We start from the raw sequence: 20284 nt of genomic DNA on the forward strand, positions 1-20284 counted from the left end.
AACACCGCATGCGGCACGCCAAGCTACTGCAGTCTGGCATCCCCAAACACCTCGTCATCCGGTGGCGCATCGGCTGGCATGCGAAAGTCTTCGCTGGCCCAGGCGCCCAGGTCGATATTTTTGCAGCGTTCACAGCAAAACGGACGGAAACGATTGCTGGGAGCGTACACACTGGGGCCCTTGCAGGTGGGGCACACCACGATTTTGGGCGTTGGAGGTTCTGGCGGTTCTGAATTCATCATCGAAACTCAAGCTTACAACAAGCCTGCGGGCTTGGTTCAGGAACAGAGTGTCAGCTCGAAGGCCGCGTCGTCCGTTGCCGAATGCAAGCGGTCGTCGCTCTCGTGGCGCATCATGCGGACGGAAACCATCAGGCGGTTGCCGCTGATTTCGGGAATCAGCCCCAAGGCCGGGTTGATGCGCAAGCGCAGCAACTGGAAAGTACGTCCTTGCGGCAGGGTTTGTTGGTACTGCCCGCCAGTGGCCACCACTTTTTGCGGCGAGCCGGAATCACGCAGCAATTTGAGCAACATACGGATCGACTCGGCCAGCGGCACCAGGGTGGCGATCCAGCGCTGCAAATCCTTTTGGCGCGTGGACACGTCAAAGTGTTGCCAGGCGAAATACGCTGGCAAATCAAATTCGCAAGTGCCACCGGGAATCCCGATGCGGCTGCGAATGCTCATCAGCCAGTCGTTTTCCGTCAGGGATTGGCCGGCTTTTCCGGGCAGGGTGTTCAGGGCTGAAAAACAACCATCCAGCTGGGCAGTGACGTCGTCGAGCACCGCTTCGGAAATCGCCGGGTTGCCGCGATAACCATTGAGCACGTGTTTTTGTTTGTCGAGGTCCTTGAGCACATCGGTCTTCAGATCCGCGCGGGCCGCCACATCCATCACCTCAAAAATCGTGGTGATGGCGTAATGGTGGTCGGTGGGATGCTCCCGCGCAGCCAGTTCACCCAGGCGGTGAAACAAATGCTCGAGGCGCAAATAGGTGCGAATGCGTTCGTTGAAGGGATACTCGTAAAGAATCACTGCGATATATCTTTTTCAGCGGGTTGTTTGTTCGCCCATCATAGCCCGAAGCGCTGAGCCAATTGCCGCACCAGCAGCGCCAAGGCCGGCAAGGACATGGACGCGTCGTTGTAAATGCAGACATCGGCGGCCGCCAACCGCTGCTGGCGGCTGGCCTGACCGGCCATGACCTGCGCCACCGCCTCGCGCGCCCAGCCGTTACGCGCCATCACACGGCTGATTTGTGTTTCCTCGCTGCAATCCACCACCAGCACCCGGTCCAGTCGTGGCCGCCAGCGGCCAGACTCGACCAGCAAAGGAACATCAAAAACGATGCAGGCACTGTCCGCCTGTGCCGCCTGGCGAGCGGTTTCCGCGCCGACCAGCGGATGCACAATGGCCTCCAGCCTGGTCTTGGCACCGGCATCACTGAAAACCAGCTGGCGCATTTTGTCGCGGTCCATGGCGCCCTCCGGCGTGATGAAGCCGGCGCCAAACTGTTGTGCGATCAGGGCTATGGCGGCCCCGCCCGACGCCGTGGTCTGGCGCGCAATGGCATCGGAATCAATCACCACGGCGCCGCTATCTGCCAGCATCCTGGCGACTGTGCTTTTGCCGCTGCCAATCCCGCCTGTCAATCCCACACGCAGCGCCGCCATCGTCTTACAACCCGATAAAACGCAGAATGGACTCGGGGCCAAACACCATGGCCGTCAGCCCCGCACCGGCCAAAAAGGGGCCAAAAGGCACATAACCCCCTTCACGCAAACCGTTTGAAAACTTCATGGCGATGCCCACCACCGCGCCTATCACCGACGCCATCAAAATCATGGGGACCAGGGCCGACCAGCCGAACCAGACGCCCAGAGCCGCAAACAGCTTGAAATCGCCATACCCCATACCCTCTTTGCCAGTCACCAGTTTGAAGGCCCAATACACCAGCCACAGCGACAAATAACCGGCCACGGCACCCCACACGGCCTGGCTCAGGCTCACGCCAGGATTCCAGCCCAGGGCCGCCACAATCAACCCCGCCCACAACAAGGGCAAGGTGATGTCGTCCGGCAGCAAGGTGGTGTCCCAGTCAATCAGCGCCAATGCCATCAAAGCCGCCGCAAAACCACACCAGGCCAGCCCGGTGAACGTCAGGCCCCAGCGCCAAGCGCAGAAGAAAAACACGGCGCCAGTTGCGGCCTCCACCAGCGGGTAACGCAAGCCGAAGGGGGTGCCGCAGACAGCACATTTCCCCTTGAGAAAAACATAACTCAGGATGGGAATGTTTTCATACCAGCGGATCACGTGCCCACAACTCGAACAGCGCGACCGGGGCAGCAGCAAATTGAATTTTTGAGTGTTCTCGGGGACCTTGCCGGCCATCTCGGCATATTCCTGCGCCCACTGCTGCTCCATCATTTTCGGCAGTCGATAGATGACGACGTTTAAAAAGCTGCCAATCAGCAACCCCAGGATGCCGGCCAAAACGGCATCCAGGCCCGAAGGCCACCCAGTTACCAGACCCGACATCAAACCACTTGACCCAGCTTGAAGATTGGCAGGTACATGGAGACCACGATACCGCCAATCAGTGTGCCCAGAAAAACGATGATGATGGGCTCCATCAGGCTGGACAAACCGGCCACCATTTCATCCACCTCGGCTTCATAAAAATCCGCGGCCTTGCCCAGCATGTGGTCCACCGAGCCCGACTCTTCTCCAATTGCACACATCTGCAACACCATGGTCGGAAACAGGTTGGCATTGCCCATGGCCGCCGTCAGGCTGGTGCCGGTCGAAACTTCCTGCTGGATTTTCAAAGTAGCGTCAGCGTATAGCGAATTGCCAGAGGCGCCGCCCACGGAGTCCAAGGCCTCCACCAGCGGCACACCGGCTGCAAACATGGTGGACAAGGTCCGCGTCCAGCGCGCAATACAGGACTTTTCTATCAAGGCGCCAAATACCGGCACTTTCAGCAGAAGCCGGTCCATGAAACGCTGCATTTTTTCATTGCGCCGCCAGGCCTGCATGAAAAAATAAAGGCCTCCACCAATGCCCCCAAAAATCAGCCACCAATACGCCACAAAAAATTCGCTGATGGCCATCACAAACAGCGTGGGCGCCGGCAGGTCGGCGCCGAAAGAGGTAAACACTTCTTTGAACGCCGGGATCACAAAAATCATGATCACGGCGACCACGACAAACGCGACCACCACCACCGAGGTCGGGTACATCAAGGCCGACTTGATCTTGGATTTGATCGCCTCGGTTTTTTCCATGTACACCGCGAGACGGTCCAGCAACTGCTCCAGGATACCGGCGGCCTCGCCTGCCTCCACCAGGTTGCAATACAGCGCATTGAAGTACAAGGGGTATTTGCGAAAGGCCGCACTCAGGGACGTGCCGGTTTCCACATCGGTGCGGACGTCGTTGAGCAGCTTGGTCACGCTGGCATTGGCATTGCCGCGACCAACAATGTCAAAGGCCTGCAAAAGCGGTACGCCGGCTTTCATCATGGTGGCCAGCTGACGGGTAAAGATGGCAATATCCTTGGGTTTGATGGACTTGCCGGAGCGCATGCGGCGTTTCTTGATTTTGGTCAGGAACACACCTTGCCGACGCAAGGATGCCTTGACCTGGTTTTCGCCCACTGCACGGGTTTCGCCCCGCACCTGTTTGCCATTGCGATCCTTGCCTTCCCATTCGAAGACAAACTCCTTGATGTCTCGGGATGATGCAGTTGCCATGTTGCCTTCTTCTTGCTAATACGAACGGAATGGTGGGACCTTGAAACGGTCTGCGGCACGATGGGCTAGGCTTGCGAGCGATATCGGCTCAAACATTGGTGCAACCCAACACTTCTTCCAGCGAAGTCATGCCGATCTTAACTTTTTGCAAACCCGCGCCGCGCAGGCTTTTGACACCTTCGCGTTCCGCCTGCTCGGCAATTTCCAGGGCACTGCCGTCACGCAAAATGATCCTCTGGATTTCATCTGTGATGGGCATCACCTGGTAGATGCCGACCCGGCCTTTGTAGCCGTTGTTGCACATGGAGCACCCCACTGGCCGATACGGCGTCCAGGAACCGTCGACGTCGTCTTCCTTGAAGCCAGCGTCCAGCAAGGTTTCGCGCGGAATATCCGCGGGCGCCTTGCAATTGGGACACAGGCGCCGCGCCAGGCGCTGGGCCGTGATCAGGATCACACTGGACGCAATGTTGAAGGGGGCAATCCCCATGTTGCGCAGCCGTGTCAGGGTCGCCGGCGCATCATTGGTATGCAGCGTGGACAAAACCAGGTGACCGGTTTGCGCGGCCTTGATGGAAATTTCCGCTGTTTCCAGATCACGAATTTCGCCAACCATGATGATGTCGGGATCCTGGCGCAAGAATGCCTTCAAGGCCACGGAAAAAGTCAACCCGGCCTTGTCGTTCATGCTGACCTGGTTCACGCCCGGCAAGTTGATTTCCGCCGGGTCTTCTGCGGTCGCGATGTTGACACCGGGCTTGTTCAGAATGTTCAGGCAGGTGTACAGCGACACGGTTTTTCCGGAGCCTGTGGGTCCCGTCACCAGCACCATGCCATAGGGGCGCTGAACGGCGTTGAGCAGGCGCTCCTTTTCAATCGGCTCGTAGCCCAACGCGTCAATGCCAAGTTTGGCACTGCTGGGGTCCAGAATACGGATCACGATTTTTTCGCCAAACATCGTGGGCAAGGTACTGACCCGGAAATCGATCACGCGGTCGGGTCCGATCTTCAGCTTCATCTTGCCGTCTTGCGGGACCCTCTTTTCCGAGATATCCATCTTGGAAATAACTTTGATGCGTGATGCCAGTTTTTCCTTGATGGCCACCGGCGGTGACGCAATTTCACGCAATTCGCCATCAATGCGAAAACGCACCCGGTAGGTGTGCTCGTAGGGCTCGAAATGCAAATCCGAAGCCCGCATGCTGAAGGCATCCAGCAGCATCTTGTGCAGGAACTTGACGACAGGCGCATCTTCGACCTCGGACACGCTGGTGTCGCTGTTATCGACACTGGCCGCTTCCGCGCTGGCCTCGTCAAATTCGAAGTCGTCACCAATGATGCTGTCCATGGCTTCGGCCGCTGTGGCGGCGGACGCCTCCACCATTTTGGACAACTTGTCGTATTCGGCAATGATCCAGTCCACGCCCATTTGCGTGGAAAACTTGATTTTTTCCGCAGCCTCTTGATCGGACGGATCTGCCGTGGCAACAATCAAGCGGTTGTTGCGTTTGCTCAAAACCACAATGCGGTAGGCCTGACAGATCTTGGCGTCCAGCAAGCCCTTGGGCAGCCGCTGGATGTCTATCGCGTCAAGATCGAGAAGGGGGGCCGCAAACGCGGTGGACATGGTGTGCGCCAGATCCGACGGGGACACCGCACCGGAACCCGTGAGTTCAGCGATAAAGCTTGTGCGGCCGCTTTGGGCCTTGCGGAAAATGTCTTCTGCAGCTTTCTGGCCAAGCTTGCCGGCAACCACCAATGCCCGGCCCAAGCCGGGCAAAGCCAGCGAAGCGGGCGCGTTAACCACGGTATCAACAGCTGCCATGTCCTGCGAATCTCCCTCAAACAAGCATCATCGCCGATAGCGCAAGTGGTGTAAATCGAAAAGCACTTTGCGTCCCGTCCGGTGTTGGAACGAAGACAAAAGACAGCAGAAACGGGGAGAAAAAAGAGCGGGAGATGGTCGGGGTGAGAGGATTCGAACCTCCGGCCTCTACGTCCCGAACGTAGCGCTCTACCAGGCTAAGCTACACCCCGACAAGTGCTGAATCAGCGCTCAGGAGCGGCGCTGCAGCAGTTGAGAAGCCAATTGTAGCAAGGCCTCACTGTAGGGATTGTGTCCAAATACAGCCAGGGCCTGGATGGCGCGCTGCGCTTCCGCCGCTGCGGCATCGCGGGTCGCCTGCAGGGCGCCGGTCTGCCTGACGATGGCCACAATCTGCGGCAGTTGCTCGGTTCCGCCAGTTTCTATGGCGTGGCGGATGATGCCCTGCTCAGCGGCCGTGCCGCGCTGCATCGCGATGATTAACGGCAGCGTGGCCTTGCCTTCACGCAAATCGTCACCGAGGTTTTTGCCCATTTCAGCGGCATCCCCGTCGTAGTCCAGCACATCATCGATCACCTGGAAAGCCGTTCCCAGCGCCTGCCCGTAATCGGCACAAGCACGCTCGATGTCGGCCGGGGCCTTGGCCAGCAAGGCCGCCAGACGCGCACTGGCCTCAAACAGCTTGGCGGTCTTGGAGCGGATCACGCGCAAATAGCCCTCTTCCGACAAGCTGGCGTCATGCATGTTCATCAACTGCAAGACCTCGCCTTCGGCAATGATGTTGGTTGCCTCGGCCAGGGTCTGCATGATGCGCATATCACCCGCGTCCACCATCATCTGGAAGGCACGGGAATACAGAAAATCCCCCACCAAAACGCTGGCCGGGTTGCCAAAAGCCGCATTGGCGGTCGCCCGACCACGGCGCAAGGTGGACTCATCCACCACATCGTCGTGCAACAAGGTGGCGGTGTGTATGAACTCGACCACGGCCGCCAGGTTGAAACGCTGTTCGCCCTGGTAACCCAGGGCGCCGCACATCAGCAGTAAAAGCGCGGGGCGCAGGCGTTTGCCGCCGGCGGCAACGATGTACTGAGACACTTGGCTGACCAACAACACCTCGGAGCTGAGACGTTGCTCGATCACCACATCCATGGCGCGCATGTCGCCGGCAATCAGGGCCAGCGCTGCGGCGGTGCTAGAAGAATTTACAGACAAAACGGTCCAGACATGAAATTTCAGGAATTATAGGAAGCAAGCGCCCTTCGCGCTCCCCGGAAATTCGGGCCGATGGCGGCGCATGGACGAAATATCTGTGCCGTGCTAGAATATAAGGCTCTGTGGAAATCCGTCCGCAGAACTCAATTTACGAGGTCTCACATGTACGCGGTCATAAAAACCGGCGGCAAACAATACAAAGTTGCTGCTGGAGAAAAAATTAAAGTAGAACAGATTGCTGCGGACGTAGGCCAAGAGATCGTTATTGACCAGGTATTGGCTGTCGGCGAAGGCAGTGCAATCAAGGTTGGTACGCCCTTGGTGTCCGGCGCAACTGTCACAGTCACAGTACTGTCCCATGGCAGGCACGACAAAGTGCGCATTTTCAAAATGCGCCGTCGCAAGCACTACCAAAAACGCCAGGGTCACCGGCAAAACTTCACTGAACTGCAAATCGGCGCCATCGTCGGTTAAGCAGGGAAGTACCAGGAGTAACGAAAAATGGCACAGAAAAAAGGCGGCGGCTCTACGCGAAACGGGCGCGATTCCAAGCCCAAGATGTTGGGCGTCAAGAAGTTTGGCGGCGAAGTGATCAGCGCAGGCAGCATCATTGTGCGCCAGCGTGGCACCAAGTTCCATCCGGGCACCAACGTCGGCATCGGCAAGGATCACACCTTGTTTGCACTGGTCGAGGGCGAGGTTTCCTTCTCGACCAAAGGCTCGCTGAACAAGCACACTGTCAACGTGACCCCAGCGTAAGCTGATCACTTCGATGGCATCGAAGCCCCGCTTGGTCGGGGCTTTGTTGTTTTGGCTTTGCTTATTTAAACTATCCTCAGGATATCGGGCAGCCCCGCTGCCGGACACCTATTCAAATCATGAAATTTGTTGACGAAGCCTATATTGACATCGCTGCAGGCGATGGCGGGAGTGGCTGCGTCTCCTTTCGCCACGAAAAATACAAAGAATTCGGTGGTCCGAACGGTGGTGACGGTGGGCGCGGCGGGCATATTTACGCGGTTGCGGATATCAACCTGAACACCCTGGTGGACTTCCGCTTCTCGCGCCGGCACGAAGCCCGCAAGGGCGAACACGGCATGGGCTCGGACATGTTTGGCGCCAAGGGCGACGACATCATGCTCAAAATGCCGGTGGGCACCATCCTGAGCGACGCCGAAACCGGCGAGGTTCTGTATGAACTGCTGGTGCCGGGCGAGGAAGTGCTGATCGCCAAGGGTGGCGACGGCGGTTTTGGCAACCTGCGTTTCAAAAGCTCGACCAACCGCGCACCGCGCACCAAGACGCCCGGCTGGCCCGGCGAGCGCAAAAGCCTCAAACTCGAACTCAAAGTGCTGGCCGACGTCGGCCTGCTGGGCATGCCCAACGCCGGCAAATCCACCTTCATTTCGGCGGTTTCCAACGCCAGGCCGCGCATCGCCGACTACCCCTTCACCACCCTGCACCCCAACCTGGGTGTGGTGCGTGTCGGCCCCGAACAAAGTTTTGTGGTCGCGGATTTGCCCGGCCTGATTGAAGGCGCCTCCGAAGGCGCCGGTCTGGGCCATCTGTTTTTGCGCCATCTGCAGCGCACCCGTTTGTTGCTGCACATTGTGGACATGGCCCCGTTTGACGAGGGTGTGGACCCGGTCGCCCAGGCCAAGGCTATTGTGGGCGAGCTGAAAAAATACGACGCCGCGCTCTACGACAAGCCGCGCTGGCTGGTGCTTAACAAGCTCGACATGGTGGACGCGGACAAACGTGCCGCACTCGTCAAGGATTTTGTCAAACGCTTCAAGTTCAAAGGCCCGGTGTTCGAAATATCGGCCTTGACCCGCGAAGGCTGCGAACACCTGATCAAGACGATTTACCAGCACGTCAAAAGTGTGCAGAAAAGCGAACAGGAGCCGGAAGAAATCGATCCGCGCTTTGCCGATCTGCCCCCCGAGCCGGCGGCCGACTGACAGTGTTCTGGCTTTTCCCGGTTTTGCTACATAAACAATAGCTGCTTGCGCCCGTAGGTAAAGGGCTAGAGCACTAAAACACCTGAACATGCACGAAAAAACAGGTTCCCAGGTTCTTCTCAACGCCAAGCGCATTGTGGTCAAAGTCGGCTCCAGCCTGGTGACCGACGAAGGTCGGGGCCTGGATGCCGACGCCATCGGCCAGTGGTGCCAGCAACTGGCGCTGCTGGTCAAAGGCGGGCGTGAAGTCATCATGGTCAGCAGCGGCGCCATCGCCGAGGGCATGAAACGCCTGGGCTGGGCCACCCGCCCCAAAGCCATCCACGAGTTGCAGGCCGCCGCAGCCGTCGGACAAATGGGCCTGGTTCAGGTCTACGAAAGCCAGTTGCGCGACAACGGCGTCGGCAGCGCCCAGGTGCTGCTGACCCATGCCGACCTGGCCGACCGCGAACGTTACCTCAATGCCCGCTCCACCCTGCTGACTTTGTTGCAGCTGGGCGTGGTGCCGGTCATCAACGAGAACGACACCGTGGTCAACGACGAAATCAAGTTCGGCGACAACGACACCCTGGGCGCGCTGGTCGCCAACCTGGTGGAGGCCGACGCGCTGGTCATACTGACCGACCAGAAAGGCCTGTACAGCGCCGACCCGCGCAAAGACCCGACCGCCCGCTTTATCCACGAAGCCAGCGCCGGCGACCCCGCGCTGGAAGCCATGGCGGGCGGCGCCGGCTCCAGCATAGGCAAGGGCGGCATGATCACCAAAATCCTGGCAGCCAAACGCGCCGCCGGCTCCGGCGCCTCCACCGTGATTGCCTGGGGCCGCGAGCCCAACGCCCTGATCCGCCTGTCACAAGGCGAAGCCATAGGCACGCTGCTGGTAGCCCAGACGGCCAAAAACCAGGCCCGCAAACAATGGATGGCCGATCACCTGCAGCTGCGCGGCGCAGTCACGGTCGACGCCGGTGCCGCCGCCAAGGTGCGCGATGAAGGTAAAAGCCTGCTGCCCATCGGCATGACCGCTGTGCAGGGTGAGTTCTCCCGGGGCGACGTGATTGCAGTGCAGACTGCCGATGGCAGCGAAATCGCCCGCGGGCTGGCCAATTACGCCAGCGCCGAAGCCAGGCTGATCTGCCGCAAGCCTTCAGCGGAGTTTGAAAAGCTGCTGGGTTACACCGGTGAAGCGGAAATGATCCACCGGACCAACCTGGTTCTTACCGGCTAATTTTTAGCGGTTGAAGCGGCCGGCCTTGAGCTGGCGAACAATCTCATTGACCGACGACGCTGGCGCAGCACTGTCGCAAGCACCGGCCCTGGCAAACTGCAGCGCGTATTTGGACGGCATGTTGTCAAACACCGAGCGCCATTCGGCGTTCTCCACCTGGCGCCACACACCCTCCGGGCTTTGGCGCGCATAGGTCTTGAACTCGCCGGTGGCGCAGCGCAATCCCTCGTAAAACACATTGCGCGCGCCGCTGGCACTGCTGGCCACCATCACGTAGCGAACCACGCCATCACCCGTGATGCGCAGGGCCGCCGGGTCCACGCCGTACACCAGCGATGAATTCGGCGAGACCTCAAACGTCAGCAATTTCTTGAGGTCATAGGCCGGTGGCGGCGGGACCTCGCTTTCCTTCCAGTCCATCGCCTCCACATCGCGTTGCGCCCAGGCTGATACGGACAGGCATAGCAAACAGGCCAAAGCCAGCGGTTTAATGCTCATGTTTTTCATGGGTGGACGCCGCCATGCTAGTTTGCGGGTCGGGTTCAAAAGTCGCACCAGGTGGCAATTCAAAAGACGCACCGGGCAGCCCATGATGCTCCATCCCCGCCTCGCCCGGGTCGCGCTGACGCATGCCGCCGCGTAAATAACGGTTGCGGTGATCCGGGCGCGGCTCGAAACGTGTATCGACACGCGGCACAAAACGCGACAGCTCGGTCAAAGCCATTTCATAGACGCCGCGTTTGAACTCCACCACCACATCCAGCGGCACCCAGTAGTCGTTCCAACGCCAGGCGTCGAACTCCGGATGATCTGTGGCGCGCAGGTTCAAATCCCAGTCGTGACCGACCAGTTGCAGCAGGAACCAGATTTGTTTCTGGCCTTTGTAATGTCCACGCGCATCGCGGCGGATAAACCGGTCAGGCACCTCATAGCGCAACCAGTCCCGGGTACGGGCAAGCACCTGCACATGTTGCGGCATCAGCCCCACTTCCTCATGCAGCTCGCGGAACATGGCCTGCTCGGGATTTTCGCCCCGATCAATGCCACCCTGCGGAAACTGCCACGAGTGGGTACGGATACGTTTGCCCCAAAATACCTGACTTCTCTGGTTGAGCAAGATGATGCCGACGTTGGGCCGAAAGCCGTCCCGGTCAAGCATAATCAAACCTCAATTTTTTAAACTGAGTCCATTATGCACAGCGAAGGCCACCGCGCCAAGCCTGCAGCGGCGACTCCAGTGCTACAACCCAAATAAATCGCCCATGAAAGCCTCCCAGTTCTTCATTTCCACCCTAAAGGAAGCGCCAGCCGATGCCGAGGTGGTCAGCCACCAGCTGATGATGCGTGCCGGCCTGATCAAAAAACTGGGCGCCGGCATCTACAACTACATGCCCATGGGCTTGCGTGTGATCCGCAAGGTCGAGGCCATCGTGCGCGAGGAAATGAACCGCGCCGGCGCCGTCGAAATGAGCATGCCGGTGATCCAGCCGGCCGAACTCTGGCAGGAAACCGGCCGCTTCGACAAGATGGGCCCTGAGCTGCTGCGTATCAAGGACCGGCATGGCCGCGACTTTGTGGTCCAGCCGACCAGCGAAGAAGTCATCACCGACGTGATGCGCCAGGACATCCGCAGCTACAAACAACTGCCGAAAAACCTGTACCAAATCCAGACCAAGTTCCGCGACGAACGCCGTCCACGTTTTGGCCTGATGCGTGGGCGTGAGTTCATCATGAAAGACGCCTACAGCTTTGACCGCGACCAAGCCTCGGCCAAGGCCAGCTACCAGGTCATGGCCACCGCTTACCGCCGGATTTTTGACCGTTTTGGCCTGACCTACCGCGCCGTGGCCGCCGACAGCGGTGCCATTGGTGGCGACCTGAGCGAAGAGTTCCAGGTGATTGCCGCCACCGGCGAGGACGCCATCGTTTATTGCCCCGGCAGCGACTACGCCGCCAACATGGAAAAAGCCGAAGCACTGCCGCCGCAGGGCGAGCGCAAGGCAGCCACACAAGCCATGACCAAAACGGCGACTCCGGGCAAAGCCACTTGCGCCGAGGTGGCAGAACTGTTGTCCATTCCGCTGGAGACGACGGTCAAATCGCTGGTGCTGGCGACCGACACGCTGGATGAAACCGGCAAGATTATCAAGACCCAGGTCTGGCTGCTGCTGCTGCGCGGCGACCACGACATGAACGAAGTCAAGGTCGGCAAGGTGCCCGGCCTGGCGGATTTCCGCTTTGCCACCCTGCCCGAGATCGAGGACCACTTTGGCTGCAAGCCGGGCTACCTGGGCCCGTTGAACCTGCAAAAACCGGTCAAGCTGGTGGTGGATCGCGAAGTGGCAGCGCTGGCCGACTGGGTCTGCGGTGCCAACGAAATCGATTTCCACACCACCGGGGTCAACTGGGGCCGTGACCTGCCCGAGCCCGAACTGGTGGCCGACCTGCGCAATGTGGTGGCGGGCGACGCCTCGCCCGACGGCAAAGGTGTGTTGGCGATTGAGCGCGGCATCGAAGTCGGCCATGTGTTTTACCTGGGCACCAAATACAGCCAGGCCATGAACGCGACTTTTCTCGGCGAAAACGGCAAGCCGCAGTTCCTGGAAATGGGTTGTTACGGCATTGGCATCACCCGCCTGCCGGCCGCCGCCATCGAGCAAAACCACGACGACAAGGGCATCATCTGGCCAGATTCGATTGCCCCCTTCACCGTGGTGTTGTGTCCTATCAGTCCAGACCGCTTCCCTGATGTCCAGGTCGCAGCGGACAAGCTCTACAGCGAATTGCTGGGCGCTGGCGTGGACGTGATCCTCGACGACCGCGGCGAGCGCCCCGGCGCCATGTTTGCCGACTGGGAACTGATCGGTGTGCCACACCGCGTCACCATCGGTGACCGCGGGCTCAAGGAAGGGCATGTCGAGTACCAGCATCGCCGCGACACCGAAGCCAGCAAGATGGGCGTGAACGAGGTCCTGGCCCTCCTGAAGGGCAAACTGGCCGCATGAAGGTGCTGGCGCTGAACCCAGCCCACACCACAAGGCGAAAGTGCCTGCAGTCCTTGTCTGCCGGCGGTTTGTTGCTCTTGTTTTCAGAGCAAAGCAGGGCCGGTGCACAAATTGAAGAACCGCTGATCGACTCGGTCCGCAGCGCGCTGAGTTCAGCGGTTCTCAGCCGCGCACCGCCGGTGCCCGAGTTCAACGACACCGAAACCCGCCTGGCCTATTTGCGCTGGCTGGGCGCCATGAGCGAGCGGCTCAAGAAGAAAAAGCCCGAGTGGCAAATCCGCAAGGAGTTTTTGCAGACCGTCTGGTACGAAAGCAAACGCGCGGGACTGGACGTTGCGCTGGTGCTGGGCCTGGTCCAGGTTGAAAGCAACTTTCGCAAGTTCGCGGTCAGCCCGGTGGGCGCACGCGGCTACATGCAGGTCATGCCCTTCTGGACACGCGTGATTGGCGACGGCGACGCCGGCAAGCTGTTTCACATGCAGACCAATCTGCGTTTTGGCTGCGTGATCCTGCGCCACTACCTGGACCGTGAAAAAGGCGACCTGTTCCTGGGCCTGGGCCGTTACAACGGCTCGCGCGGCAAGGCGGTCTACCCGGACGCCGTGCTGGGCGCACGAAAACTCTGGGAATTTAACGGGCGTTAAACCCGCTTTGCGGCGAACCCGTTTGCCTGCTAGTCCGGCCAGCCCGGTACAAGCTGTGCCAGCCGCTCCCTCTTTTGAGTACTTTCGACCCAACCGGGAGGCCCATCAGGCCGACTAAATGTGGTCTTTCTGTCCCTCGCCAAATTCAGGATAGCCAAAAACGTAAAAAAGAGTAATCTTTTTGCTTTGTAACTCAACGGGGGGATTGAAAATGAATTCAGTTGTTGTGACAAGTTATCAGCCAACTTATGTTGCGCTGTCGTTTCTGGTGGCCTTTTTCGGTTCATTCGTGGCGCTCACCGCAGCCACCCGCATCAAACTACCCAACGGAAAAGCCAGTTTCTCCAACACCTTGTCGGCGGGTGTGGCGCTGGGCGGCGTCGGTGTCTGGTCCATGCATTTTGTCGGCATGGTGGCGCTCAAGCTCAATGTGGGTGTCAGCTACGGGCTGACTGAAATCGTGATTTCGCTGCTGGCCGCGATTGCGGCGACGTCGCTGGCGCTGGCTTTTGTCGCCCAAGCCCCCGACCATCTCGCACGCATCGTGGGGGCCGGCACGGTGCTGGGCCTGGGCGTGGTGTTCATGCATTACCTGGGCATGTACGGCTTGAAGTTCAACGGTTTCATTGAATGGGACTGGGGCCGCGTGGCGCTCTCAGTGCTGATTGCCATCGTGGCGGCCACCGCGGCCTTGTGGCTGGCCTTCAAAACCCCAACCCTTCCGATCCGGGCAGCGGCCGCCATCATCATGGCCGTGGCGGTTTGTGCCATGCACTACACCGGCATGGGGGCGGCGGAGTTTATCTGCACCACAACCAACCTCACGGCCATTCCGCAAGGTGCGGGCTACATCAGTTCCTTCAAGCTGGGCGGCTGGGTCACGATAGGCGCCTTGAGCATGGCCTTCATCATTTTCCTGGATCAATTTTTCCAGGAGTCCTCGGGCAAGCCGCTTCTGAAAGCTGCAGTACCAAAATAAGCTTGCGACGAGCTTTGTCGGCCCAAAGTCTGCGTCCGGTGAATTCAGGGAATTGCCGTATTTCTTAAGGAAAATAGGGCTCTAACCCTTAATCCATGGGCGCAAGCAGCTATCAATAACAGAGCGGAAGGAGACCCCGCCGATTGGCCTCAAGCCACAGTGTGGGTCGCACCGGCAAACGCGCGCTCGCCAGCAAACCAGGCCAGCACCGGGATGGTGCCGGGCAAGACCGGTGTGACTTCGACCGGCAAACGCTGCCAGGCAAACAGCTGGCCTTCGCGCATGTGCAACTCGCCCGTCCAGTCAAACACCTTGCAGAAGTTGAGCCGCACCAGTGCATGCGGGTAGTCCACCAGCTCGACTTTCCAGGGCTGCACGGCGCCAATGGTGATGCCGATTTCTTCATGCAACTCACGGCGCAAGGCTTGCTCGACGGTTTCGCCCGGCTCCAGCTTGCCGCCGGGGAATTCCCAATAGCCTTCATAAACCTTGCCGGGCGGGCGTGAGGTCAGCAAAAAGTCGCCGTCAGGCCGCACCAGCACACCGACCGCCACATCGACCACCTGGCGGTCCGCGCCGCCCTCACGCGGGCGTTCGCCGTCAGCGACCAGCACACTCATGTCGAATGATCGGGCGCCTGGTCGTCCTGATCGGGCGACACCACGGCTGCGGCGCCTGGCCGCTCATAGGCCGCGATGGCTGGCGCAGCCACGGGCCGCTGGTCACTTTCACGGCCAGCGTAGTCACGGGCGAACTGGTAAGCCACGCGACCACTGCGTGAGCCACGCTCCAGCGCCCAGACCAGCGATGCCGGTTTGGCGGCGGTAATGGCTTCAGGCGTCACGCCGAAAGACGACAACCACTGCGCGACGATGGTCAGGTATTCGTCCTGGCTGAAGGGGTAAAAGCTGACCCACAGACCAAAACGTTCGGACAACGAAATCTTTTCCTCGACCACCTCGCCGGGATGCACCTCGCCATCTTCACTGCGACTGTAGGTGAGGTTTTCCGTCATGTATTCGGGCAAGAGGTGGCGCCGGTTGCTGGTCGCATAGATCAGCACATTGGGCGTGGCCGCCGCGACAGACCCATCAAGAATGGACTTGAGCGCCTTGTAGCCCGGCTCACCTTCCTCAAAACTCAGGTCATCGCAAAAAACAATGAATTTTTCGGGCAGGCCGGAAACCACATCGACGATGTCAGGCAGATCGGTCAGGTCGGCCTTGTCGACCTCGATCAGCCGCAGGCCGCGCGCCGAATATTCATTCAGGCAGGCCTTGATGAGCGAAGACTTGCCGGTGCCGCGGGCACCAGTGAGCAACACATTGTTGGCGGGTTTGCCGAGCACAAACTGCTCGGTATTGCGCCTGATCTTTTCCTTCTGGTCCTCGATTTCCTTGAGGTCGCCCAGACTCATGCTGCCGATGTGACGCACCGGCTCCAGCGAACCATGGCCGGAGCTACGCTTGCGGTAGCGGTAAGCCACCGAGGCGCTCCAGTCCGGCGCCGACAGCGGCTGAGGCAACACGGATTCAATACGCGCAAGCAGGGACTCTGCACGCGCCATCAGGCGTTCAAATTGCTCGTTCATGCTTGGATGCGATTCTTAGCTGCGGTAGTCCGCGTTGATCTTGACGTAGTCGTAGGACAAATCACAGGTCCAGACGGTGTCGGCGGCGGTGCCGCGGCCCAGCAACACCCGGACGGTGATTTCGCTTTGTTTCATCACGCGCTGGCCATCGGCTTCAACGTAATCAACATGCCGGCCGCCGTTTTTGGCCACCAGCACGTCGTCCAGGTACAAGTCGATCCGGGTCTGGTCCAGGTCGTTGATGCCGGCATAACCGACCGCCGCCAGGATGCGGCCGAGGTTGGGGTCGCTGGCGAAAAAAGCCGTTTTGACCAGCGGGGAATGCGCAATCGCATAAGCCACCTGGCGGCACTCGGCGCCGGTTTTTCCGCCCTCCACCTGGATGGTGATGAACTTGGTCGCACCTTCACCGTCACGCACGATGGCTTGCGCCAGTTGCCGTGCGATCGCCAGCATGGCCGCACGCAAGGCCTGGCCCTCGGCGCTGTCCAGCGAGGTGATCGGTGCATGTGCCGCCTTGTTGCTGGCCACGACCACAAAGGAGTCGTTGGTCGAGGTGTCACCGTCCACCGTGACGCGGTTGAACGAACCTTCGGCCAGTTCGGTGGCCAACTGGTTCATCAGCGCTGGCGACACACAGGCGTCGGTCGCCAGAAAACCCAGCATGGTCGCCATGTTGGGGCGGATCATGCCGGCGCCCTTGCTGATGCCGGTGATGGTGACGTCGGTGCCGCCCAGCTTGATACGTGTCGAGAAAGCCTTGGCAACCGTGTCTGTGGTCATGATGGCTTCGGCGGCCTGGCCCCAGTTGTTTTCGCGGGCATCGGCCAGCGCTGCCGGCAAGCCAGCGGCAATACGGTCATGCGGCAAAGGCTCCATGATCACACCGGTGGAAAAGGGCAGTATTTGCTCCGGCGACAGATTGAGTTCACGGGCCAACGCGATACAACTGGCCTGGGCCCGGTTCAAACCGTCGGCACCGGTGCCCGCATTGGCATTGCCGGTGTTGATCAACATGGCACGGATGCCCATATTTTTGGCCAGATGCTCGCGGCAGATCTGGACCGGTGCGGCGCAAAAACGGTTTTGCGTGAAGACCGCACCGACCGAGGCGCCCTCCTCCAGCAACAACACCGACAGGTCTTTGCGGCCGACCTTGCGTATCCCCGCTTCGGTGATGCCCCAGCGCACGCCGGGGACGGGATACAGCTCGGCGACGGGTGTGGCAACCAGATTGACAGGCATGTTCTCTTTGTTCCAGGTAAGAGGTGGGTGGCGGTGATGGAAGGGCTTAGTTCAGCTTGCCGTGGCAAAGCTTGTATTTTTTTCCCGAGCCGCAAGGGCAGGGATCGTTGCGGCCGACACGCGGCATCGCCGAGGCCGGCAACGCCTGGCCACGGCGCAACGACTCTTCGTCGACTGTGGTCTGGACTTCGCCGGTTTCGGTGGGCGCCGTGTAGGTCACGTTGGCAATGTTTTCTGCGCGGTTTTCCATTTCCACGGCCGCTTGTTCGAGCTGCTCACCCGACTGCACTTGCACCGTCATCAGGATTTTGGTGACCGCGTTTTTCACACTGTCGAGCAACTGGCCGAACAACTCAAAGGCTTCGCGTTTGTATTCCTGCTTGGGCTGCTTCTGGGCATAACCACGCAAATGAATGCCCTGGCGCAGGTAGTCCAGCGCGCTCAGGTGATCGCGCCACTGGGTGTCTATGGTTTGCAGCAGCACAATCCGCTCGAACTGGGTGAAATTTTCTTCGCCGATTTTTTCGACCTTGGCGGCAAAAGCCGCGTTGGCGGCAGCCAGCACTTTCTCCAGCACGTCCTCGTCGGTGATGGCGCTGGCGGCCTGCACTTCGGCCTGAAGCGCCAGTTCAATCTGCCATTCGTCACGCAACACTTTTTCAAGACCGGCCAGGTCCCATTGCTCCTCGACACTTTCGGGCGGAATGTACTGGTGTGTCAGGTCGGTGAAACAACCTTCGCGCAGGGACGCGATCTGCTCCTGCAGGCTGGCCGCGTCCATGATGTCGTTGCGCTGCTGATAAATCACCTTGCGCTGGTCATTGGACACGTCGTCGTATTCCAGCAACTGCTTGCGGATATCAAAGTTGCGCGCTTCCACCTTGCGCTGCGCGGATTCGATGCTGCGGGTCACGATGCCGGCTTCGATGGCTTCGCCGTCGGGCATCTTCAGCCGCTCCATGATGGCGCGGACACGGTCGCCGGCAAAAATGCGCATCAGCGGATCGTCCAGGCTCAGGTAAAAGCGCGAGGAGCCGGGGTCACCCTGGCGGCCCGAGCGGCCGCGCAACTGGTTGTCGATACGGCGCGACTCATGGCGTTCCGTCGCAATGATGCGCAGGCCGCCCAGCGCCTTGACCTTTTCATGCTCCAGTGTCCATTGGGCCCGCAAACGTGCGATTTCCGCCTGTTTGGCGGCGGCGTCCAGCGACTCGTCGGCCTCGACGGCTTCCACGAGTTTTTCCACGTTGCCGCCCAGCACGATGTCGGTGCCGCGTCCGGCCATGTTGGTGGCAATCGTGATCATGCCAGAGCGTCCGGCCTGGGCCACGATCTCGGCTTCACGCGCATGTTGTTTGGCGTTCAGCACCTGGTGCGGGAGTTTTTCCTTTTCCAGCAACTGGTCGATGATTTCCGAATTTTCAATCGAGGTGGTACCCACCAGCACCGGCTGGCCGCGCTCATAACATTCGCGGATGTCCTTGATCGCCGCTTCGTATTTCTCACGCGTGGTTTTGTACACGCGGTCGAGCTGGTCTTCGCGCCGACTCGGACGGTTGGGCGGAATCACCGTGGTTTCCAGGCCGTAGATCGACTGGAACTCGAAGGCTTCGGTGTCAGCCGTACCGGTCATGCCGGACAGCTTGCCGTAAAGCCGGAAGTAGTTCTGGAAGGTGATCGACGCCATGGTCTGGTTTTCAGCCTGGATCTGCACCCCCTCTTTGGCTTCCACGGCCTGGTGCAAACCTTCGCTCCAGCGCCGGCCCGACATCAGGCGGCCGGTGAACTCGTCCACGATGACAATCTCGCCGTCCTGCACCACGTAATGCTGGTCGCGGTGATACAGATTGTTGGCCCGCAGTGCGGCGTACAAATGATGCATCAGCGAAATATTCGCCGGGTCGTACAGGGTCGCGCCTTCGGGGATCATGCCCAGGCCGAACAAAATGCGCTCGGCATTTTCATGGCCCTGTTCGGTCAGGAAAACCTGGTGTGTTTTTTCATCCAGCGTGAAGTCGCCGGGTTTGGTGACGCCTTCACCGGTGCGCGGATCGGCTTCGCCTTCCTGGCGTGTCAACAAGGGCACCACCTTGTTCATGGCCAGGTACATCTCGGTGTGGTCTTCGGCCTGGCCGCTGATGATCAGCGGCGTGCGGGCTTCATCGATCAGGATGGAGTCCACCTCGTCGACGATGGCGTAGTTGAGGACGCGCTGCACGCGATCCGCCACTTCGTAGACCATGTTGTCGCGCAGGTAGTCAAAACCGTACTCGTTGTTGGTGCCGTAAGTGATGTCGGAGTTGTAGGCTTCCTGCTTTTCCTCACGCGACATATTCGGCAAATTGATGCCGACCGTCAGGCCCAGGAAGTTGTAGAGCTTGCCCATCCAGCGCGCATCGCGGTTGGCCAGGTAATCATTAACCGTCACCACATGCACACCCTTGCCGGTCAGTGCGTTGAGGTAGACCGGCAGGGTCGCGGTCAGGGTTTTACCTTCGCCGGTCCCCATCTCGGCGATCTTGCCGTTGTGCAGCGCCATGCCGCCCAGCAGCTGCACGTCGAAGTGACGCATCTTCATGACCCGTTTGCTGCCTTCGCGAACAACGGCAAAAGCCTCAGGCAGGATGGCATCCAGGGTTTCACCCTTGGCGACGCGGTCTATGAATTCCCGGGTTTTGGCGCGCAACTCCATGTCGTCGAGCTTTTCAAGCTGCGGTTCCATCGCATTGATGCGCTCAATGGATTTGCGATAAGTTTTGAGCAGCCTGTCGTTGCGGCTGCCGAAGATTTGAGTCAGGATATTGGAAGCCATAAATGCGAGGCCGCGCTGGCAGCCCCGG

20 protein-coding genes and 1 tRNA gene are annotated in these 20284 nt (G+C 59.7%); 7 read left to right on the top strand and 14 right to left on the bottom strand.

Features of this window, described 5'->3' with window-relative positions; translation table 11 throughout:
* Positions 1 to 23 precede the first annotated feature (23 nt).
* The 8 genes from ACHMXK_RS19020 to ACHMXK_RS19055 all read right to left on the bottom strand — a co-directional run bounded on the left by ACHMXK_RS19020 (position 24) and on the right by ACHMXK_RS19055 (position 6740).
* Positions 24 to 239, bottom strand: coding sequence for a DNA gyrase inhibitor YacG (locus tag ACHMXK_RS19020; protein ID WP_397442084.1), 216 nt, complete (start codon positions 237 to 239; stop codon positions 24 to 26).
* Positions 240 to 278: 39 nt separating this feature from the next.
* Positions 279 to 1034, bottom strand: coding sequence for a cell division protein ZapD (gene zapD, locus ACHMXK_RS19025; RefSeq protein WP_397442085.1), 756 nt, complete (start codon positions 1032 to 1034; stop codon positions 279 to 281).
* A gap of 38 nt (positions 1035 to 1072) precedes the next feature.
* Positions 1073 to 1672 carry a dephospho-CoA kinase gene (gene coaE / locus ACHMXK_RS19030; protein WP_397442086.1) on the bottom strand — a complete coding sequence of 200 codons (600 nt, stop codon included), beginning with the start codon at positions 1670 to 1672 and terminating at the stop codon, positions 1073 to 1075.
* 4 nt (positions 1673 to 1676) lie between these two features.
* Entirely contained in the window at positions 1677 to 2537 is an 861-nt protein-coding gene (locus ACHMXK_RS19035) for a prepilin peptidase (RefSeq protein WP_397442087.1), read from the bottom strand.
* Positions 2537 to 3754 carry a type II secretion system F family protein gene (locus ACHMXK_RS19040; protein ID WP_397442088.1) on the bottom strand — a complete coding sequence of 406 codons (1218 nt, stop codon included), beginning with the start codon at positions 3752 to 3754 and terminating at the stop codon, positions 2537 to 2539. Before ACHMXK_RS19040 ends, ACHMXK_RS19035 begins: the two co-directional genes overlap by 1 nt.
* A gap of 88 nt (positions 3755 to 3842) precedes the next feature.
* A complete protein-coding gene (gene pilB / locus ACHMXK_RS19045; RefSeq protein WP_397442089.1) occupies positions 3843 to 5579 on the bottom strand; it encodes a type IV-A pilus assembly ATPase PilB in 1737 nt (578 codons plus the stop codon).
* Positions 5580 to 5714: 135 nt separating this feature from the next.
* A tRNA-Pro gene (locus ACHMXK_RS19050) sits at positions 5715 to 5791 on the bottom strand.
* A 19-nt stretch (positions 5792 to 5810) separates the two neighbouring features.
* Positions 5811 to 6740, bottom strand: coding sequence for a polyprenyl synthetase family protein (locus ACHMXK_RS19055; RefSeq protein WP_397442563.1), 930 nt, complete (start codon positions 6738 to 6740; stop codon positions 5811 to 5813).
* A 216-nt stretch (positions 6741 to 6956) separates the two neighbouring features.
* Here ACHMXK_RS19055 and rplU point away from each other — a divergent pair, with 216 nt between their 5' ends.
* The 4 genes from rplU (at position 6957) to proB (ending at position 9980) form a co-directional block, all read left to right on the top strand.
* Positions 6957 to 7268, top strand: coding sequence for a 50S ribosomal protein L21 (gene rplU, locus ACHMXK_RS19060; RefSeq protein WP_011481797.1), 312 nt, complete (start codon positions 6957 to 6959; stop codon positions 7266 to 7268).
* A gap of 27 nt (positions 7269 to 7295) precedes the next feature.
* Complete coding sequence (gene rpmA, locus ACHMXK_RS19065; RefSeq protein ID WP_397442090.1) at positions 7296 to 7553, top strand: 50S ribosomal protein L27; 258 nt, start codon at positions 7296 to 7298, stop codon at positions 7551 to 7553.
* A 119-nt stretch (positions 7554 to 7672) separates the two neighbouring features.
* Positions 7673 to 8755: an Obg family GTPase CgtA gene (cgtA, locus tag ACHMXK_RS19070; RefSeq protein WP_397442091.1), complete on the top strand. Its 1083-nt coding sequence runs from the start codon at positions 7673 to 7675 to the stop codon at positions 8753 to 8755.
* A gap of 88 nt (positions 8756 to 8843) precedes the next feature.
* Positions 8844 to 9980: a glutamate 5-kinase gene (gene proB, locus ACHMXK_RS19075; protein ID WP_397442092.1), complete on the top strand. Its 1137-nt coding sequence runs from the start codon at positions 8844 to 8846 to the stop codon at positions 9978 to 9980.
* Positions 9981 to 9983: 3 nt separating this feature from the next.
* On the opposite strand, the gene ACHMXK_RS19080 is transcribed toward proB, so the two are convergent.
* Entirely contained in the window at positions 9984 to 10478 is a 495-nt protein-coding gene (locus tag ACHMXK_RS19080; RefSeq protein WP_397442093.1) for a CNP1-like family protein, read from the bottom strand.
* The gene (locus tag ACHMXK_RS19085) at positions 10468 to 11139 is read right to left on the bottom strand and encodes an RNA pyrophosphohydrolase (protein WP_397442094.1); all 672 of its coding nucleotides are present in this window, start codon (positions 11137 to 11139) and stop codon (positions 10468 to 10470) included. The genes ACHMXK_RS19080 and ACHMXK_RS19085 overlap by 11 nt, the downstream gene beginning before the upstream one ends.
* Before the next feature lie 103 nt (positions 11140 to 11242).
* Between ACHMXK_RS19085 and ACHMXK_RS19090 the strand changes: the two genes are divergently transcribed.
* From ACHMXK_RS19090 to ACHMXK_RS19100, 3 genes are all read left to right on the top strand, one after another.
* Positions 11243 to 12985, top strand: a complete 1743-nt coding sequence (locus ACHMXK_RS19090; protein WP_397442096.1) for a proline--tRNA ligase — start codon at positions 11243 to 11245, stop codon at positions 12983 to 12985.
* The gene (locus ACHMXK_RS19095) at positions 12982 to 13629 is read left to right on the top strand and encodes a lytic transglycosylase domain-containing protein (protein WP_397442097.1); all 648 of its coding nucleotides are present in this window, start codon (positions 12982 to 12984) and stop codon (positions 13627 to 13629) included. The genes ACHMXK_RS19090 and ACHMXK_RS19095 overlap by 4 nt, the downstream gene beginning before the upstream one ends.
* Before the next feature lie 211 nt (positions 13630 to 13840).
* A complete protein-coding gene (locus ACHMXK_RS19100) occupies positions 13841 to 14608 on the top strand; it encodes an MHYT domain-containing protein (RefSeq protein ID WP_397442098.1) in 768 nt (255 codons plus the stop codon).
* A gap of 149 nt (positions 14609 to 14757) precedes the next feature.
* Here ACHMXK_RS19100 and ACHMXK_RS19105 read toward each other — a convergent pair whose 3' ends face one another.
* The 4 genes from ACHMXK_RS19105 to secA are packed head-to-tail and all read right to left on the bottom strand — an operon-like array spanning position 14758 to position 20256.
* Positions 14758 to 15228 (bottom strand): NUDIX domain-containing protein, encoded by a 471-nt coding sequence (locus ACHMXK_RS19105; protein WP_397442099.1) that lies wholly within the window; start codon positions 15226 to 15228, stop codon positions 14758 to 14760.
* Entirely contained in the window at positions 15225 to 16199 is a 975-nt protein-coding gene (locus ACHMXK_RS19110; RefSeq protein ID WP_397442100.1) for an ATP-binding protein, read from the bottom strand. Before ACHMXK_RS19110 ends, ACHMXK_RS19105 begins: the two co-directional genes overlap by 4 nt.
* A 15-nt stretch (positions 16200 to 16214) precedes the next feature.
* The gene (gene argJ / locus ACHMXK_RS19115) at positions 16215 to 17444 is read right to left on the bottom strand and encodes a bifunctional glutamate N-acetyltransferase/amino-acid acetyltransferase ArgJ (protein ID WP_397442101.1); all 1230 of its coding nucleotides are present in this window, start codon (positions 17442 to 17444) and stop codon (positions 16215 to 16217) included.
* Positions 17445 to 17490: 46 nt separating this feature from the next.
* Positions 17491 to 20256, bottom strand: a complete 2766-nt coding sequence (gene secA, locus ACHMXK_RS19120) for a preprotein translocase subunit SecA (protein WP_397442102.1) — start codon at positions 20254 to 20256, stop codon at positions 17491 to 17493.
* Between the last annotated feature and the right edge of the window lie 28 nt (positions 20257 to 20284).

Origin of the sequence: Polaromonas sp. UC242_47 (assembly GCF_044452385.1) — a bacterium.
Taxonomy (GTDB): Bacteria; Pseudomonadota; Gammaproteobacteria; order Burkholderiales; family Burkholderiaceae_C; genus Polaromonas.

Coding starts and splice junctions, on each gene's coding strand:
- ACHMXK_RS19020 (WP_397442084.1), bottom strand. CDS start 239: ATGAATTCAGAACCGCCAGAACCTCCAACGCCCAAAATCGTGGTGTGC.
- coaE (WP_397442086.1), bottom strand. CDS start 1,672: ATGGCGGCGCTGCGTGTGGGATTGACAGGCGGGATTGGCAGCGGCAAA.
- ACHMXK_RS19035 (WP_397442087.1), bottom strand. CDS start 2,537: ATGTCGGGTCTGGTAACTGGGTGGCCTTCGGGCCTGGATGCCGTTTTG.
- ACHMXK_RS19040 (WP_397442088.1), bottom strand. CDS start 3,754: ATGGCAACTGCATCATCCCGAGACATCAAGGAGTTTGTCTTCGAATGG.
- pilB (WP_397442089.1), bottom strand. CDS start 5,579: ATGGCAGCTGTTGATACCGTGGTTAACGCGCCCGCTTCGCTGGCTTTG.
- ACHMXK_RS19055 (WP_397442563.1), bottom strand. CDS start 6,740: ATGCGCGCCATGGATGTGGTGATCGAGCAACGTCTCAGCTCCGAGGTG.
- rplU (WP_011481797.1), top strand. CDS start 6,957: ATGTACGCGGTCATAAAAACCGGCGGCAAACAATACAAAGTTGCTGCT.
- rpmA (WP_397442090.1), top strand. CDS start 7,296: ATGGCACAGAAAAAAGGCGGCGGCTCTACGCGAAACGGGCGCGATTCC.
- cgtA (WP_397442091.1), top strand. CDS start 7,673: ATGAAATTTGTTGACGAAGCCTATATTGACATCGCTGCAGGCGATGGC.
- proB (WP_397442092.1), top strand. CDS start 8,844: ATGCACGAAAAAACAGGTTCCCAGGTTCTTCTCAACGCCAAGCGCATT.
- ACHMXK_RS19080 (WP_397442093.1), bottom strand. CDS start 10,478: ATGAGCATTAAACCGCTGGCTTTGGCCTGTTTGCTATGCCTGTCCGTA.
- ACHMXK_RS19085 (WP_397442094.1), bottom strand. CDS start 11,139: ATGCTTGACCGGGACGGCTTTCGGCCCAACGTCGGCATCATCTTGCTC.
- ACHMXK_RS19090 (WP_397442096.1), top strand. CDS start 11,243: ATGAAAGCCTCCCAGTTCTTCATTTCCACCCTAAAGGAAGCGCCAGCC.
- ACHMXK_RS19095 (WP_397442097.1), top strand. CDS start 12,982: ATGAAGGTGCTGGCGCTGAACCCAGCCCACACCACAAGGCGAAAGTGC.
- ACHMXK_RS19100 (WP_397442098.1), top strand. CDS start 13,841: ATGAATTCAGTTGTTGTGACAAGTTATCAGCCAACTTATGTTGCGCTG.
- ACHMXK_RS19105 (WP_397442099.1), bottom strand. CDS start 15,228: ATGAGTGTGCTGGTCGCTGACGGCGAACGCCCGCGTGAGGGCGGCGCG.
- ACHMXK_RS19110 (WP_397442100.1), bottom strand. CDS start 16,199: ATGAACGAGCAATTTGAACGCCTGATGGCGCGTGCAGAGTCCCTGCTT.
- argJ (WP_397442101.1), bottom strand. CDS start 17,444: ATGCCTGTCAATCTGGTTGCCACACCCGTCGCCGAGCTGTATCCCGTC.
- secA (WP_397442102.1), bottom strand. CDS start 20,256: ATGGCTTCCAATATCCTGACTCAAATCTTCGGCAGCCGCAACGACAGG.